Below are 16,960 nucleotides of genomic sequence, written 5' to 3'. Positions count from 1 at the left end.
GACGACGGCGTGTCGGGTGACGAGAGCACGTCGGGTGACGGGGGCGCAGCGAGTGACGACGGCGCACCGAGTGAGGATCGGCGGCGAAGCGACGACGTATTCGCTCGCTCGACCGGAACGGCGAGCGAGGCGATCGCGACCGGCGAGATCATCGTCGAACCGATCGAGGGCGTCGACGGGGAGCGCGTGGCGGTCGCGGCCGCGATCCCCCTCGTCGACGACGCCGCGCTCCGTGCCACGACGACGGCCGACGGCGGCTTCGGCGACCGGACGCTGGAACGGCTGGCGGCGCTCGGAGAGTTGCTGTCGGCGACGCTCGCGCGACTCGAACGCGAACGGTCGCTCGAACGATCCTACGAGCGGGCCGTCGACGAGTACGACCGCCTGCACGAGGAGCGGGACCGGCTCGCGGCCCAGCGCGACCGGCTTCGTTCGCTGTTCGCGGCCGTCCCGGAACCGGCGCTGTGCTACGCGTTCGTCGACGGGCGCGCCGTCGTCGCGGCGGTCAACGAGGCGCTCGCGTCGACGTTCGCGGTCGACGAGGAGACGATCCGCGGCGAACCCCTGGCGGACGTCGTCGGCCGGCCGGACGTCGCCGACGGCGGCGACCTCGCGGACGCACTGCGTCGCGACGCCGGCAGCCAGGTCGTCGGGCGCCGGGAGACGGTCGACGGCGTCCGCGACTTCCTGATCTCGGTGGCGCCGCTGGGCGAGCCGGAATCGGACGGACCTGGCGGGGCCGACTCCGACGAGGACGCCCCGGTGGGCGGCGACGTCGGTCGCGTTGCGGGGCTCTGCGTCTACAGCGACGTGACCGAGGCCCGGCGGACCGAGCGGGAGCTGGCGGCCGCCCGTGAGCGACTCGAGGAACTCGGCCGGATGGTCGAGGACGAGGCTCGACCCGCCCTCAACGTCGCCAGGGGGTACCTCGAGCTCGCCGAGGAAACCGGCGACGGCGAACACTTCCGCGAGGTGGAGGACGGTCACGACGGTCTCCGGGAGGCCCTCGACCACCTCGCCGGGCTCGCGGGGCGGGACGCCGCGATCGTGGAGACGGAGTACGTCGGCCTCCACGACGTCGCCCGCCGCGCCTGGGTCGCCGTCGATCCCGACGACGCCCGGCTCCGGTTCGGCCGTGACGCCGTCGTGACGGCCGACGCCGCGCGCCTGCGAGAGTGCTTCGAGCACCTGGTCCGGACCGCCGCCGGAGAGGGCGGAGACGAGGGTGACGGCGCGCCCGACGGCGACGCGGCGACGGGCGACGGCGACGCGACGACCGTCGTCTCGGTCGGCGCGACCGACGACGGCTTCTACGTCGCGGGCTTCGCGGAGGGTGCCGGCGGCGACCCGTTCGCCGGCCGGACCGCCGCCGCGGACGGGACCGGCCTCCGGCTCGGCCTCGTCGAGCGGGTCGCGGAGACCCACGGCTGGCGGGTCGGCGTCGCCAAAAACGAGAGCGGGACGGCGTTCGCGTTCCGCGGCGTGGACGTCGAGCCGGCCGAGTAGGACCCGCGCGAAGGCGGGTATCGGACGGTCGCGGCCCCGTTTCGAGCGACGATCCGAACCTCGGTTCGATCGTGGAACGCGCCGTTTCGTCAGACGGACGCCATCGTTTAAGCTCAGTTATATTATACACAATCCAATAGTTCCTTTAGCTCCTTCGTCTCTCGTGCGGACGGTATCGACCTCGAGGACGCGAGGGCGAGCGCGCCGAAAAGTGATGGCGGAGGGTAAGACGGCACGCGACGCGACGGCGAAGGAGACGACGGCGACCAGCGGCGCGACCGCGGGAGCCGAGGATCATCGGCGCGGACGGCGGGGCGCGGTCGAACGTCCGGCTCGCCGAGGACGAGTCGATCGACCGGCGACGAACGGATCGGGAACGGCGGTCGCCGGCTTCCGACGGCTACGCTTCCAGCGCCAGCGCCGCGAGCATCGCCTCCAACTGGAGGCGCTCGTTCGCGCCCTCGGTGATCCGGTAGTCGACCTCGCCCAGTCGCTCCAGGAGCCGGACCGTGGCGTGCTCGTCGAGGTCGAACGTCCAGGCCGAGCGGTGCAGCTGGTCGATGACGTCGCCGCCGGCCAGCCCGCGGTCGGTCAGCAGGTCGTCGAGCGTCGCCCGCGCGGCCGTGAAGTCCCCCGCGATGGCCTGTTCGACCATCTCCTCGACCTCCTCGGGCCGGGCGGTGGCGGTGATCGCGAAGACGGCCTCCTCGTCGACGACCTCGCCCATGACGGCCGCGGCCTGGAGGCCGTTGATCGCCTTGCGCATGTCGCCCGCCGCGGCGTAGACGAGGGCGTCGACGCCGTCGTCGGTGAGTTCGATGCCCTCGGTGTCGGCGATCTCGCGCACCTGGGCCTCGACGGCCTCGTCGGAGAGCTGGGTGAACCGGAACACGGCGCAACGAGACTGGATGGGGTCGATGATCTGGCTGGAGTAGTTACACGAGAGGATGAAGCGGGTGTTGTGCGAGAACTGCTCCATCGTCCGGCGCAGGGCGGACTGGGCGTCGCTGGTCAGCGCGTCCGCCTCGTCCAGGAAGATGATGCGGTACTCGACGCCGCCGAAGGAAGAGCGCGCGAAGTTCTTGATCCGGTCGCGAACGACGTCGATGCCGCGCTGGTCGGAGGCGTTCAGCTCGAGGAAGTGCTCGCGCCAGTCCTCGCCGTAGAGCTCGCGGGCGATGGCCCCGGCCGAGGCCGTCTTCCCCACGCCGGCCGGCCCGGCGAACATGAGGTGCGGGAGGTCGTCGGTCTCGACGTACTTCTTCAATCGGGGGACGATGTTCTCGTGGCCCTTGACCTCGTCGAGGGACTCCGGCCGATACTTCTCGATCCAGATCGCGGTGCGACCCGGCGTGGGTTCCGCCGCCTCGGCGTCGGCCTCGCTCATGTGACGGGGGAAGGGCGGGCCGAAGATAAAACGACCGAAGGTCGATTCGGGTGCCGGCCGCGCGCCGACGCGCCGCGACGCCGGGGTATGCAAGCCGATCCAATATTTACGAGTCGAAGGAAGTGGGGGAGAGATGGCGTACGAACTACCCGTCGAGTGTCCGATCTGTCACGACGTGCTGGAGCCCGACAGGACGCTCGAACACCACCTCCTCCGGACCCACAGCCACCTCGAAGTCGCCCGTCACGTCGCGTCGACGCAGGAACGGGTCGCCGTTTCGGCCGACGCGACCGCGAACTAGCGCCGCCCCGCCGACCGGTCGCCTACCGACGTTTCCGCCCCGAACGTCCAGCGGCTACTCCGCCGAGTGTCGACACCTGCTCCGCCGAGTGTCGTTGGCTACTCCGGCGAGTGCCCCAAATGTCCGGCCGCCCGCAACGCGTCCTCGATCGCCGGCCACTCGGACTCGACGACCGGCGCTTTCCCGGTTTCACCGCTCGCACTCCCGAGGCCTCCCGTCCGGTCAGCCTCGCCGTTCTTGAATCCGCTCGAGGTGCAGATCGCGACGACCGGTCCGCCCTCGCCGAGTCCGAGGTCCGCCTGGCGATCTTCGTCGATCGCCTGCGCGAGTCCGGCGACGGCGCCCGCGCCGGCGGACTCCTGCCACGTGCCCCGGTGAGCGAGGCGCGCTTCGGCGGCCTCGAGGTCGGCCTCCGTGAAGCCGACCGCGTCGCCGTCGGACTCCTCGACGGCGCGCCGGCCGCGAACGCTGCTGATCGTGGCCGCGATGGAGTACGCCTCCGTGGGATTCGCCGCGACGGAGGCGACGGGCTCGTCGGCGTCCAGAGCCTCCCGGAGCGGGCCGCGCACGGCGGGCTCGCAGGCCAGCATCCGGGGCGTCCGGTCGGCGGCGCCCAGGTCCTCGAGCTCCCGAAAGCCCTTCCAGATTCCGTAGAGAAGCTCCGCGTAGCAGGTCGGGACGGCGACGGTTCCCGGGACGGTCCCCAGGTCGCGGTGAATCTCGTACGCGATCGTCTTGTATCCCTCCGGGCCGTACGGGTGGCCCGTGTGGACCGGCGTGCGCGTGCTTACGGGGTGGTAGCCCCGGTCGGCGAGGCGATCGACGACCTCGCGACGCATCTCCCCCTCGTCGACCGCCAGCAGCGTGGCGCCGTAGGCCCGGATGAACCGCTGGACGGCCGCCGGTGTCTCGGGCGCGGTGACGACGATCGCCTCCAGGCCGGCGCGGGCGGCGTAGGCCGCGACCGAGGCCCCGTGATTGCCGGTCGAGGAGGCGACGACGCCCCGCTCGCCCTCGCGGACGGCGGCGCTCACCGCACACCGCGCCAGGCGGTCCTTCTGGCTCCAGGTCGGGTTCTGGCTCTCGTCCTTGAGGTAGCAGTCGGCGTCGAGGCCGATCTCGTCGGCGACGTCGCCGGCGGGGAGCAAGAGCGTGTCGCCCTCGCCCAGTCCGATGGGGGCGAGCGGGGGGAGCAGCGGCGCCCAGCGGTCGAGGCCGGACTGGCCGCGACCGGCCGCTCCCGCGTCGGTTCGACCGGTCGCGCCCGCGCCACCGGCCCCGAACAGGCCGGGATCGGCGGCGTCGTAGTCGTAGGTCACCTCCAGCGGGAACTGCACCTCGTCGGTGCTCGTCTCGGGACAGCCCTCGGTGAGCGGCGGCGAGAGCGGGTAGGTGATCGACGGGTCGCCGAGCGAGCGCAGGCCGGTCGCGAGCGAGGGAGTGTCGTCGGTCATGTGCGTATCCACTCACGCGCCCCGGAAAACGATTCGCTCCGCGGCGGGGTCGATCGTCGCCTCGGCGCCCACGGGCACCGGGACCGTGGGCGCGCAGTGACCGAACTCGACGTCGAAGACGATCGGCGCGTCCGGGTTGTAGAGCGCGATGGTGTCGCGCATCGTCTCGCGGAGCCGTCGCCGGTACTCCCGGCGCTCGTCGGCGGGCGGCTCCTCGAAGGTGTTTCGCGCCTTCGCGCGCCCGACGAGCACGCCGTCGAACCGCTCCAGGAGGCCGCGTTCACCCGCGCTCACCAGGAGCTGCTTCGCGTACCACGGCTCGGGCAGCACTTCGGAGGTCTCGAGGAGCAAGATCGCGCCCTCGAGGTCGGCCGGGTCGGGGACGGCGACGTCGGCCGCCAGCAGCTGGTCCAGGACGGTCAGACAGCCGCCCCACGTGCGTCCCGTGACGGGTTCGTCGCTCGCCCCGCCGTCGCCGCTCGCGGCTCCCCTGGGTCGTCCCTCGCCATCCCGAGACGCTCCCGAAGCGAGCGCCTCGCCGCCCGCCCAGCGCCAGCCCCCGGAGGACTCGGTCTCCCGCCGTCGGTCGAGGTTGTCGGGATCCGCCCACTCGAGGTCGTGGTCGCTGAAGAACTCGGCGGGCTCGATCTCCCCCAGTCGCTCCTCGAACAGCGCCCGGCGGGCGTACTCGACGGTGTAGTCGTACATCGAGCCCTGCATCGCGAACTCCGTCATCACGCACGGCCCGTAGTACGAGACGATGCCCAGTTGCCAGAGGTACGACGCGAGGACGGTGTTGTCGCTGTAGCCGTAGAAGCGGGTCGGGTTCTCGCGGAGGACGTCGGGGTCGAGGTGCTTCAGGTACCGGATTCCGTCGTCGCCGCCGAGCGTGGCGATCACGCCCGAGATTTCGGGGTCGCGGAACGCCCTCTCCACGTCCCGGGCGCGCATCTCCGGGTCCGCGGCCAGCGTCTCCCGATCGGCGGTCGCGGTCGGGTACTCGACCGGCTCGAGGGCGAACTCCTCGCGGAGTCGCTCGAGACCCAGCCCGTAGACGTGCGGAAACTGCGCCGCCGCGCCGGAGGAGGTGGCGACGATCGCGACGCGATCGCCCGGGGAGAGCGCGGGCGGGACGGCGAACTCGTCGGCGGTCATACCGGTTCATTTCGCGGAATGGGATAAAAAGGTACGCGGCGAGAGTTGACGGCCGACGTACCGAGTGACGCTGACGGCCGCTGACTGGCCTGGTCCGTCACGAGCGGATTTGTCGCCAGCAGCCGATCGCTGCAGTCGACGCTCCTGCCGAATGGTACGCGAGCAACGCGTGTCTGTTCCAACAGTCTCGAACAGCGTCCCGGAATTCTCGAGCTGTCTCCCGCTAACTGTTAACACGGAATGTGGTGAAACTGCACCCATGACGGGTGAGCTCGTCACTGCCGGGAACAGAAACCTGCGGCGCGCCTTCTGCACGCTGGCAGCCGAGACCCCCGCCGGCGAGTCTCGACGGTTCGGCCCGCTCACGGCGGCCTGCGCTGGCGTTCGTGCACCGCTGTTCAATCGCGTCTTCGTCTTCGACGCCCCGCCCACGGATGAACTCTCGGCGGCGGTCGCCTGGATGGCCGAGCGCGACGTGCCGTTCTGGGTCACCGTGGCCGAGCCCGTCGTCGAGGACGTGGCGATCCACCTCGCCGATCTCGACCTCGTGCAGACCGTCGAGCAACCCGGGATGGCGATGGCCTCGCTGGACGAGATACCATCCCGTGACTCGGTCGCCGAGATCGCCGAGGTGACCGACCCGGACGAACGCGAGGACTTCAGCACCGTCACGGCGTCGGCCTTCGGGTGGCCGCCGGACGTCGTCGAGCCGGTCGATCGGGCCGCGCTGGCGGCGGACGACGTCCGCCCGTTCCTCGGCAGCGTGGACGGCCACCCCGCGGCGAGCGGGCTCTTGGTACGGAGCGGGGACGTGGCCGGCGTCTACTCGATCGGCGTGGTCGAGGAGTTTCGCCGACGGGGGATCGGGGACGCGATGAGTCGGACGGTGCTCCGCGCCGGACGCGAGGCCGGCTGCCGGGTCGGGGTGTTGCAATCGTCCGAGATGGGCTATCCGCTCTACGAGCGGATGGGGTTCGAGACGGTCGTCACCTACCACCAGTTCGAACTCGCCGACTGATCGGCCCGTGGAGCCCGACAGAGGCACGACCCCATCCCGAGCCAGCACGACCGCCCTTCTGAATCCCGCCGCCGTATCTCGTACGACCCTGCTGGCAGAGATCCGGCGGTTCGTCGGTGCTCTGCAAGATGCGGGGCGCGTACGCGCCACGCACCGCCACCAGCTCGGCGCGGAACCGGGATCGATTCGAACGTCCGAGAGAACGTTCGCCGGCTTACGGTACCGGGAGCGTGAACGAAAACGTCGCTCCCTCACCGGGCTCGGACTCGACCCAGATGTCGCCGCCGTGGCGTTCGACGATGCGCCGAGAGAGGGTTAGTCCGATGCCGATGCCCTCGTGTTCCTCCCGCGTGTGCAGGCGCTGGAAGACCTCGAAGATGCGCTCGGCGTCGTCGGGATCGATCCCGATCCCCTCGTCTCGAACCGAAACGACGCACCGCCCGCCGCGCCGTTCGGCCTCGACGGTGATCCGCGGCGGTTCGTCGCCGCTGTAGCGAAGCGCGTTGCTGACGAGATTCTGGAGGACCCGTCGCAACTGGCTGGCGTCGCCGCGAACGGTCGGCAGCGACGCCGTCGCGATCTCGGCGCCGCTCTCTTCGATGCGGAGCTGCAGATCGTCGAGCACCGCCTCGAGCAGTTCCTCGAGATCGACCGGCTCGAAGGGGTCCCCTCGCGTCTCGACGCGGGAGTACTCGAGCAGTCCGTCGATCATCTCCCGCATGCGGTCGGCGCCGTCGACGGCGAATCCGAGGAACTCCGCGGCGTCCTCGTCGAATTCGGCCCCGTACCGCCGGTCGATCAGCTGGAGGTAGCTCGTGACCATCCGCAGGGGCTCCTGGAGGTCGTGGCTGGCGGCGTAGGCGAACTGCTCGAGGCGCTCGTTCGATTCCTCGAGCTTCCGGCGATACTCCTTGCGTTCCGTGACGTCCTGGACCACGAGCATCCCCGCGTAGATCCGGTCGTCGGCGTCCCGAACGGGAAGCGTGTGGGCCAACAGGACTCGCTCGCCGAGATCGATCTCGAACGCGGTCGACTCGCCGTCGAAGACGGCACGGAAGTGCGGTTCGATCCGGTCGACGAGTTCGTCGGGATAGCGGCCGTATATCGTCGTGCCGACGACGTCCTCCGGGGAGTGACCGAGGTCGGCCAGGAGTTCACCGCCGACGACCGAGTAGACGAAGTCCTCGTCGAAGAGGCCGACCGCGCCGTTCGGAAAGTTCTCCACGAGGGTCCGGTAACGACGTTCGCTCTCCGCGAGAGCGCGTCGTCGTTCCTTCCGGTCGGTGATGTCTTCGATGGCGAACACGACGCTGTCGATCTCCCCGCAGTCGTCGTAGACAGGCGCCCCGTTGACGGAGATCCACACCCGCTCCCCGTCCGGGCGCAACACGCCGCTGATCTGGTCGAACAGCGGTTCTCCGGACTCCACGATCCGCGGGAACGGCAACTCCTCGCGTGAGAGCGGTTCGCCGTCGACGTCGACTTCGTCCCACTCGGGATCGTCGAAGCGGAGGGAGTTGATCCGGTCTCCGCTCCGGCCGAAGATCTCCTCGGCGCGGTCGTTCGCGAACTGCAGCTCGCCGTCCTCGCCGACGATCGTGATGCCGACCGGGCTCGTTTCGACGATCGTTCCGTAGCGGGCCAGTTCTCGTTCGCGGCGCTTCCGTTCGGTGATTTCACGGAAGTAGACCGACAGGCCCGATTCCGACGGGTAGACGGCGTTGGAGAACCACCGGCCGACCGGATCGTAGTAGTCTTCGAAGATCGCGGGTTCTTGACCCTCGAGGGCGTCGCACAGCGCGTTCTCGAACGGTTCCGTGAGGACGACCTCGTCCCGAATGTCCGCCCCGACTGCGGGTTCGTCCAGTCCCAGCACGTTCATCGCGCGGTCGTTCAGATAGCGAAAGCGAAGCTCCTCGTCGAGGGCGTAGAAGCCGTCCGAGATGCGGTCGAAGACCTCGTCGAGCTCGCTTTCGATCTCGTCGCGTCGCTGCTCGAGCCGCTCGGCCTGTTTCTCGAGTCGTCGCTCGTACTCCCGCCGGTCGGTCATCTCTCGCGTGACCTTCGCGTACCCTTCGAGCTCGCCGTCCTCGCCCCGAATGGTCGAGATCGTCACGGCGGCCCAGAACGCCGATCCGTCGGCCCGGACTCGCCAGCCTTCGTCCTCGACCGAGCCGTCCCGCGCGGCCGCCGAGAGGTTGGTCTCCGGTACGCCGGCCGCGCGATCGTCCTCGGTGTAGAACGTCGAGAAGTGTTCGCCGACGATCTCGTCGGCCGCGTATCCCTTGATTCGCTCGGCGCCCGGATTCCACGTCCGCACGCGGCCCTCGGGATCGAGCATGAAGATCGCGTACTCCTCGGTCGCGTCGACGAGCGCCCGAAGCTGACCGTCCCGCGTATTCGGCTCCGTCGTGATCGCCGGTTCGTTACCGGACGGCCGCCACCACACGCGTCCGTTCCCCCCGACGTTCTTGGTTTCGAGCCGGTCGTGCTCGACGAGCCGTTCCAGACGCTCGCCGGTACTCCGGCGGCCGAGGTCGACGCGTTCGGCCACCTCGGTCGTCGTCAAGGGCGCTCCACCCTCCTCGAAGATCGCGAGGGTCTCCCGGAGCGCGTCCGTCAACGGTGTCGAGCCCATCGCTCCGTACACAGACCTTCGCCCGATAAAGCCTCCGCGATTGGAGGGGGAGGCGATCTCCCTCTCGAATCGCTTCGTCGACTCGCCGTCGAACGACGAACAGCTCGACGTCGAACGACGTGCAGCTCGGCGCACCGTTATTCGACGCCGTCACGGACCCACTCGTCGCTTCTCGCGGGTCGTATGCTGGGTCTACACTCCGTAACTCGGAAGCCGGGCTCTCTACACTCCGTAACTCGGAGGGCGTTCTCGGCCGTATTCCGGTAGCTCGTTCGGCCGGTGCTGAATACGACGCGCGAACGGAGCACGAGATTCGGGCCGATTTGCGAACGCGATGATCGCTCGGTACGGGAAACGTACCGCACGGCCCGCGGTCGAATTCACTCGCCTTCTCACACAACAACTATGCGAGTCGGCGATACCAGTAGCGTACATGCCTCCCCGCCGTTCGTCCCCGGCTCGCACGCTCTTGCTCGTAGAGGACAATCCGGGCGACGCGCGGCTCATCGAAGAGGCGTTCAGCCCGGCGGTCGCGGAGGGACTTCGCGTCGTTTCGAACGGGGACGAGGCGCTCGATTTCGTCAACCGGCGCGGTGAATACGAAGGGGCCCGGCCCCCCGACCTCATCCTCCTCGATTGGCACCTCCCCGGCACGGATGGCGAGGAGGTGTTGGCGGAACTGAACGCCCACCCGAACCACGGTCACGTCCCCGTCATCGTGTTGACGGGGTCACAATCCGAACGGGAGGTCCGCGATTCGTACGTGAAGAACGCGAACGCCTGCATCACCAAGGCGGCGGACCCGGACGAGCTCGAAGAAACGCTTCGCGCGTTCGAGGAGTTCTGGTTGTCCGCGGCGCGACTCCCCCGCTCCGACGGCGGGCCGTGACCCACTCACCCTGCCGAAGACGCTCGAAGGCGGTCGTTCCGTTCGCCGGTCTACGGAATGGCGGGTTCGGCGAAGACGTCTCGGAACGAACGAAGTCAGGTCGCCGAATCTAACCGCTGTATCTCGCACTCGTCTTCTGAAAACTGTTCGATTGATCGAGCGAGGGGTGCGAGAGACGTGGCACGTCTTCACCGCGTGCCACGGGTCGATCCGAATAGCGGACGAATCGATCGGCACGGCAGCCTCTCAGCGGGCAACCGGGACCTTCAGGCAATCGAAAGGCCAACTCCTACCCCGGCCGCCACCCCGTCGTAGAGGTATGAGCGTGATCCTCGAGTTCACGATCGAGAACGACGAGTTCACCCTCGGAGAAGTATTGTCCGGGTCGCCCCCCATGCACATCGATCTCGAGCGGATCGTCCCCACTGGAAACTCCGTCGTGCCCTTCCTGTGGGTAACGGGAGACGAGTTCGAGGCGTTCGAGCGAACCGTGACCGCCCACGAGTTCGTCGACGAGATTCTCGCGCTCGACAAGATGGAGGACAGCACGCTCTATCGCGTGCGGTGGCACGGGAGACACAACGACCTCATCCAGGGGATCACGGAGGCCGACGGAACGATTTTAGAGGGCCACGCCGACGACAGGTGGTACTTCCGACTCCGATTTCCCGACCACGACGCGCTCTCGCGGTTTCACAACTTCTGTACCGACCTCGGAATAACGATCCACATCGTTCGAACGTATACGGAAACCGACCGAACCGAGAGTGTCAAGCAGTTCGGCCTCTCTCAGGAACAGCGCGAGGCCCTCGTCGTCGGGCTTCGGAGAGGGTACTTCGATACGCCGAGCCAAGCGAGCCTGGACGAACTCGCCGACGAACTCGGAATCTCGCAACAGGCCACGTCGAACCGGATTCGTCGGGGTACCAAACAGGTCCTCAGCGAGGCGCTGCTGTCGAGCGCGATGGACCTCGAGTGACCCGCCGGACCGTTTTAAAAGGGTTGATGGGACTACGGACATCCTTTCTTGGGGTGGACCGCTACATCGGTCAAGTGCTAATATTCCACCGCAGTTACCCCGCCGGGGCCGAGTCCGGTCGGGAGAGCCTTCCCGAGATGAACGCCGGACGGGTTTCGGTATGAACAGCACCACGAGCGAACGTCGCCTCGAGTTCGACGCGGTTCTCGACCTGTGTCGAGATCGGCGACGTCGCATCGTCCTCGCGGTCCTCGCCGACCAGCAGCGGTCGTTGACGCTGAACGATCTCGTGAAGACGATCGTCAAACACAACCATCACCTCCCAGTTACGGCGGTTTCCGGAGCGGAATTCTCGCGGGTGCGGGTCTCGCTAACTCACGTGCACATTCCGGCGCTGGAAGCGGCGTCGGTTATCGACTACGACTCGAACCGGGCACTGGTGGAACCGACGGCGCGGTTCGACGAATTACAGCCCCGCCTGTCGGCCGTCATCGAAGCCGACCCGGAACTCGAACAACCGGTCGAATTGTAATCTCGGTCGGCCTCTCGTGAATCGGAGACGTCGGTCGGTTCCCGGGGCCACAGGTCGGTCGACTCGGCACGAATAGGCGGGAACGGACAGCGTCGGGTCGCCCCATCCAGCCGCAATATCTTGCTAGAAGATCGTCCCAGATTCGGCATCGATACGGTCTGGGATGCAAGGTACAGATGATACAGCGATCGACCCGCCCGCTACCGTCGCTGAAGTCGCGATTCGACTTTACGAGGTTATTTCACGATTGCTGACCGATATTTGACTATGAAATCGGATGAGGCGGTGAGATCCGGTCGTGCGGGACCGTTATCCAAATTTGTTCGACGAATGCCAAATATCGGTCTGCTGGCCGCCTCGGGGACGCTCATCGGTCTCGGAGCGCTAGCGCTCGCTCGCGGGCTTCACCTGTACGTCCACTTCTACAGTTACGCAACGGGAATCGCAACGAGTAGGTTGTACCAAACGCTGGTTTGGGCTGCTGCCGGAGGAGTGCTCCTATCGATCGGCGTTTTTCTGCTGGCGAACAGTCTGTTTTCGGACTCGGTAGCCTGAATTAGCGCCTTTCGTCGGTGTACGGCTGGGCAACCCTCGATCGAACTCGGCATCGGTTATCGGATGGCGTTCGAGGGAGGGGATGTCGCCCCAGCGGGCGTCTCGCCGGCGATAGCGGCCACGACGAGTGTTCCGACACGAGCGCTGCGGGGAGTTCGGAGCCGGTGATCCACGCCACCACCATCCGTCGGTGGCGGTCCGATCGCCGATTCGTCCGGGCGTGACCGTGCCGGGGGACGTATCCCGCTTCGCTTCGGCCGTGCGTTCGGCGAGTGCCGCGCTTGCGGGTGCGAGATTTGGAAATGAACAGTGGTTGACCGAGACCCGTTCCCGTCGTCCGCTCGGATGTCTCCGTCCATAGTCGGGTTGTGCTGCCACGGAGCGTGAACGGGGTGTGGTTTTTCCGAGTGAACGTCCGTGGATAGTCACGCCGCGCGCTCTCCGTGGAGTCGCCACGTAAAGATCGCTCGGAGGACGATGACGAGACTGTTTCGATCGCCTGCGCCCCAGATCGCCGTTTCTTCGATCTCGTCAGCGTCGCCGGAACCGTTCACGAGCGCGCTGACGAGCGCCGTCTCTTCGTCAGAAATCAGCAGGCTTCCCGCGGGCGTCTCTCGCCACTCCCACAGGGTTTCGAACAGTTCGGCTGACGGGACCGACACCTGAAGTTGGTCTCGGACATCGTCCGAAATCCCCGCGAGATAGATGTCGACGCCGCGGTCTTCGGCGGCCCGAAGCCGGTCGAGGTGCTCGTCGGTGAGCAACTCATCGACGGTCATGAAGACGAGTTGCTCGTCCGCATCGGCGATGAACTCGTCGATACGAGACGCGACCGCGTCCCGACCGGTCACCGTCCAGACGCCGAACTGTTCGCGTTGTGGTTGGGCCGGTCCGATCTCTTCCAGACACTCCGCAAGCTCGGTGATCGTGTTTTCACGTTGGATGTTGAGCATGCGGACGATCGTCTCCTCGGAGATCACCGTGAATTTTCGCGGCGTCGTGTACTGGATGTCGATGAAGCCCAGTTCGTGGAGCCGATCGGTCGCCTCGTACACGCGGGTGCGTGGCACGCCGTTGACGCGGGTGATGTCCTGGGTCGTTCCCGTCCCGAGCCGAACGAGATTGAGCAGCGTCTGGGCTTCGTACTGAGATAACCCGAGATCTTGTAGCCGGTCGAGAGCCTCGGCTTCGGCCTGCCCTTCGTCAAATGATACCATATGTGATGGTACGATACGAGGCCGAATAAAGCCTCTCGAGACCAGTAGCAGTACAGGCAGGGTCAGTCGAGCGGACAGTTACGCCGCACCAGTTCCAGGGAACGCAGCTCGGGGTGCGTCGACGATGAGTTTTCCCGTTCCGCCCCCGGCCCCTACGGACGAACGGGAGTCGGTAACTGAATACACTCGCTGAATCGATCACGCTGTTCTCGTGAGAATGCGAGTGGTTCGGACGACCGCTGCTGAACTCACAGCGCGCATGTCCCACGAGATTTCGCTCGACGTACAAATCCTGTGATGTTTCAGCACAGGCACGGAGTCACCGACTCAAGAGCTCGGGAGCAACCCGTGGACCGCGGTCACGTCGAGTGTCGACCAGCACTTCGAGATACGGTCGTAGCTGGTCGAACCGGTGTCCCGGTGTGACAGTCCGAGTGTCGCACTGCCACTCGATGAAGCCGTACTTCTCGAGTTTGGGAAGGTGTATGTAATGAATGCGGAGGCGTCGTTCGTCGACGCCGGCTATCTCTCGGGAGCTGTGCAAGTGGTCGAGGAGCAGCGAATCGTGCGCTTCGCCGATCTCCTCGGAACCGCCGGTCAACTTCGGGGCGCAGTACCTTCCGTCTTCCAATAATTCGACCAGCAGTTGCCGTCGGTGCTCATCGGCCAAGGCGTCGAACACCTCGTCTGTGGTAGCTGCCGGGATCATACCCGTGCTACGAGTCAACAAATATTAAAATGTCAACATCTTCACGCCAATTGTTCTTTTGATTAACTGGGTGACAGCGGGGAGCGTGCACGTCCGCTTATGAATGGGTCATTTGACGTATAATGCAAGGTAACCCGTAGTGCCGAACTCGCCTTCTCCATCTCGCGGCACTCGCCCGTCGAGATTTCGGCAGGTCGCCGGACTACGTCGAAAGCCGAAACGCGTCTCGTTCATCGGATGGGTCTCCGTCAGTCCCTGCAGCGTCGTCACGGAGTGATTCTATGGTACCTCATCGCACAGTGACGGACGTCCCATGGCCGACCCAACACTATCGACACTTTCAGCGGATGCCATCCGAGACCTGACGGGGCGGTTCCACGGCGAGCTGGTACTCCCCGAGGACGAAGGTTACGACGATGCCAGAGCGGTTTGGAACGGGATGATCGACAAGTATCCCGCCATCATCGCCTACTGCTCGGGAACCGCGGACGTCCGCGCCGCGGTGAATTTCGCCCGAGAGAACGACCTCCTCGTGGCGGTACGGAGCGGCGGTCACAACGTGGCCGGAAGCGCGGTCTGTGACGGCGGGATCGTCGTCGATCTCTCGGAGATGAACGGCGTCTGGGTGGATCCCGACGAACGGACGGCGTGGGTGCAGGCGGGCGCAACGCTCGGCGACGTCGACCACGAGACGCAGGCGTTCGGACTGGCAACGCCCCTCGGCGTCGTCTCCGACACCGGGGTCGCGGGACTCACCCTCGGCGGGGGGATCGGCCACCTCCGGAATAAGTACGGACTGAGCTGTGACAACCTCGCGTCCGTCGATATCGTCACCGCGGACGGCGAGTACCGCACCGCCAGCGAGGACGAGAACGAGGAGCTCTTCTGGGGGATTCGCGGCGGCGGCGGCACCGTCGGAATCGTGACGGGATTCGAGTTCGACCTGCATCCCGTCGGACCCGAGGTTGCGACCGGGTTGGTGTTCTATCCAGGAGGCTCCGCCGCGGAGGTGCTGCGCGCCTTCCGAGAGTACCAGGAATCGGCACCGGACGAGCTCACCACGCTCGTTTCCACCGGCGTGTTCCCCGAGGAAGAGCTCTTCCCGGCGGACGCGGTCGACGAGTTCAAGGTCGCCGTCCTCGGGATGTACGCGGGTGCACCCGAAGCGGGCGAGGCGGCTATCGAACCGCTGGGGGAGCTGGGCCAGCCGCTGGCGGACTTCAGCTCCAGAATGCCCTACGCGGAATTCCAGCGACTGTTCGACGAGGATTACCCCGACGGCATGCGATACTACTGGAAATCGTCGTACCTCGAATCGCTCTCCGACGACGTCCTCGACCGCGCGATCGAGTGGGCGGAGGCGGCTCCGTCGCCGCTCTCGACGGTCGACGTCTGGCCCATGGGTGGTGCGATAGCCGACGTCGGTCTCGACGAAAGCGCCTTTGCCGGTCGGGAGGCCCCGTACCTCCTCGGCGTGGAGGCGAACTGGGAGGACCCCGAGCAGGACGAGGCGAACATCGGGTGGGTGCGCGACTGTCTGGACGACATGCGGCAGTTCTCCGACGGCTCGGTGTACCTCAACTTCCCGGGATTCTACGAGGGCGGCGAGGAGATGCTGGAAACGACGTTCGGCGACGCGTACGACCGACTGGTCGCGCTGAAAGCCGAGTACGATCCGACGAACCTCTTCGGCCGGCCGCAGACCGTCGAGCCGACGGCCGAGTGACCCGTCCGATCCCTCCGCATCTCTCGGCCCGACGGATTCGGGGTGCGCAATTCGCAAGGAGTTGTAGCTATCCGAATGCGATCCGCCGGATCTCGCACGACGATTCTCCCAGCTTCCGGAGAAGTCGATCCGGGGCGTGCGAGAGACGGGGCGCGTATCGTTCGCAACCCGGACCGGCGCGCCCTCGTTCAACCCGTGCAGGTTTTCCAGCGGATGACGATATGTGAGCGATTCGAATAGGAGAGATCGGGGCGAACCCCCTATGGCAACAGCAACACCACCAGAGACGCAAGTACTCTCGGACAAAGTAGCGATCACGGAACTGATGTCCCGCTGGTTCTACCTCGTCGACGACGGCCGTCCAGTCGAGGCCGTAGACCGGTTTACCACCGAGGACGTGACGTTCGACGCCGGAGAACTGGGCGCGGCGGAAGACCAGGAATCCTGGCTGGAGTTTACCGAACTCGCCTTCGAAGAGATTCTACCGTTCACCAGACACACGGTGCACAATCCGCTCATCGAGGTCGACGGCGATACGGCCACGGGCAAGTGGTACCTGGATTGCCCGACGATCACCGGCGACGGTGAAGCCATCTGGCTCCAGGGGACCTACGAGCACGAGTTCCGCCGGGCCGACGGTGAGTGGCTGATCTCGAAATTCACGTTCGAACCGACCTATGCGACGCCGTTCGATCGGGGATGGGCGGAGCAACCGTTCGTCGAGGACATCCCGGGCGAACTCGACTGGTAGCCGTCCGAACGGTCCCCCGTTCGTTCGCGTCCCCAGGCCAGCGCGTACACTGTTCACCGGTGCCGGGCACGTTCCACCGGTGCTGGGTTCATTCCACCAGTGCGGACTCGTTCCACCAGTGCGGACTCGTTCCACCAGTGCGG

General features: G+C 66.6%; 13 protein-coding genes and 1 pseudogene. 8 read left to right on the top strand and 6 right to left on the bottom strand.

The window, feature by feature from the left end; all coding sequences use genetic code 11:
* Positions 1-1,506, top strand: a pseudogene (locus QZT59_RS10285) (diguanylate cyclase); the annotation flags it as partial.
* A gap of 400 nt (positions 1,507-1,906) precedes the next feature.
* Here the strand turns inward: QZT59_RS10285 and QZT59_RS10280 are convergent.
* Positions 1,907-2,893: a replication factor C small subunit gene (locus QZT59_RS10280; protein ID WP_290815399.1), complete on the bottom strand. Its 987-nt coding sequence runs from the start codon at positions 2,891-2,893 to the stop codon at positions 1,907-1,909.
* 133 nt (positions 2,894-3,026) lie between these two features.
* Between QZT59_RS10280 and QZT59_RS10275 the strand changes: the two genes are divergently transcribed.
* Positions 3,027-3,194: a hypothetical protein gene (locus QZT59_RS10275; RefSeq protein WP_290815396.1), complete on the top strand. Its 168-nt coding sequence runs from the start codon at positions 3,027-3,029 to the stop codon at positions 3,192-3,194.
* 98 nt (positions 3,195-3,292) lie between these two features.
* Here QZT59_RS10275 and QZT59_RS10270 read toward each other — a convergent pair whose 3' ends face one another.
* Positions 3,293-4,648: a pyridoxal-phosphate dependent enzyme gene (locus tag QZT59_RS10270; RefSeq protein WP_290815393.1), complete on the bottom strand. Its 1,356-nt coding sequence runs from the start codon at positions 4,646-4,648 to the stop codon at positions 3,293-3,295.
* Positions 4,649-4,660: 12 nt separating this feature from the next.
* On the bottom strand, positions 4,661-5,803 hold the full coding sequence (locus QZT59_RS10265; protein WP_290815391.1) for a S66 peptidase family protein: 1,143 nt from the start codon (positions 5,801-5,803) through the stop codon (positions 4,661-4,663).
* Between the two features lie 259 nt (positions 5,804-6,062).
* Between QZT59_RS10265 and QZT59_RS10260 the strand changes: the two genes are divergently transcribed.
* A complete protein-coding gene (locus QZT59_RS10260; RefSeq protein WP_290815388.1) occupies positions 6,063-6,821 on the top strand; it encodes a GNAT family N-acetyltransferase in 759 nt (252 codons plus the stop codon).
* 214 nt (positions 6,822-7,035) lie between these two features.
* On the opposite strand, the gene QZT59_RS10255 is transcribed toward QZT59_RS10260, so the two are convergent.
* A complete protein-coding gene (locus QZT59_RS10255; protein WP_290815385.1) occupies positions 7,036-9,459 on the bottom strand; it encodes a PAS domain S-box protein in 2,424 nt (807 codons plus the stop codon).
* 433 nt (positions 9,460-9,892) lie between these two features.
* Between QZT59_RS10255 and QZT59_RS10250 the strand changes: the two genes are divergently transcribed.
* From QZT59_RS10250 to QZT59_RS10240, 3 genes are all read left to right on the top strand, one after another.
* Entirely contained in the window at positions 9,893-10,348 is a 456-nt protein-coding gene (locus tag QZT59_RS10250; protein WP_290815382.1) for a response regulator, read from the top strand.
* Between the two features lie 319 nt (positions 10,349-10,667).
* Positions 10,668-11,327, top strand: coding sequence for a helix-turn-helix domain-containing protein (locus tag QZT59_RS10245; RefSeq protein ID WP_290815379.1), 660 nt, complete (start codon positions 10,668-10,670; stop codon positions 11,325-11,327).
* 160 nt (positions 11,328-11,487) lie between these two features.
* Positions 11,488-11,859, top strand: coding sequence for a hypothetical protein (locus QZT59_RS10240; RefSeq protein WP_290815376.1), 372 nt, complete (start codon positions 11,488-11,490; stop codon positions 11,857-11,859).
* A gap of 980 nt (positions 11,860-12,839) precedes the next feature.
* Here the strand turns inward: QZT59_RS10240 and QZT59_RS10235 are convergent.
* A complete protein-coding gene (locus QZT59_RS10235; protein WP_290815373.1) occupies positions 12,840-13,631 on the bottom strand; it encodes a helix-turn-helix domain-containing protein in 792 nt (263 codons plus the stop codon).
* A 319-nt stretch (positions 13,632-13,950) separates the two neighbouring features.
* Positions 13,951-14,340 carry a hypothetical protein gene (locus QZT59_RS10230; RefSeq protein ID WP_290815370.1) on the bottom strand — a complete coding sequence of 130 codons (390 nt, stop codon included), beginning with the start codon at positions 14,338-14,340 and terminating at the stop codon, positions 13,951-13,953.
* Positions 14,341-14,653: 313 nt separating this feature from the next.
* On the opposite strand from QZT59_RS10230, the gene QZT59_RS10225 reads away from it, so the two are divergent.
* Positions 14,654-16,066 carry an FAD-binding oxidoreductase gene (locus tag QZT59_RS10225; protein WP_290815367.1) on the top strand — a complete coding sequence of 471 codons (1,413 nt, stop codon included), beginning with the start codon at positions 14,654-14,656 and terminating at the stop codon, positions 16,064-16,066.
* Positions 16,067-16,328: 262 nt separating this feature from the next.
* Positions 16,329-16,817, top strand: a complete 489-nt coding sequence (locus QZT59_RS10220; protein WP_290815364.1) for a nuclear transport factor 2 family protein — start codon at positions 16,329-16,331, stop codon at positions 16,815-16,817.
* The last annotated feature ends 143 nt before the right edge of the window (positions 16,818-16,960 follow it).

Source organism: Halovivax sp. (genome assembly GCA_007119345.1).
Lineage (GTDB): Archaea > Halobacteriota > Halobacteria > Halobacteriales > Natrialbaceae > Halovivax.
This window is presented reverse-complemented; position numbering and strand designations above follow the sequence as displayed.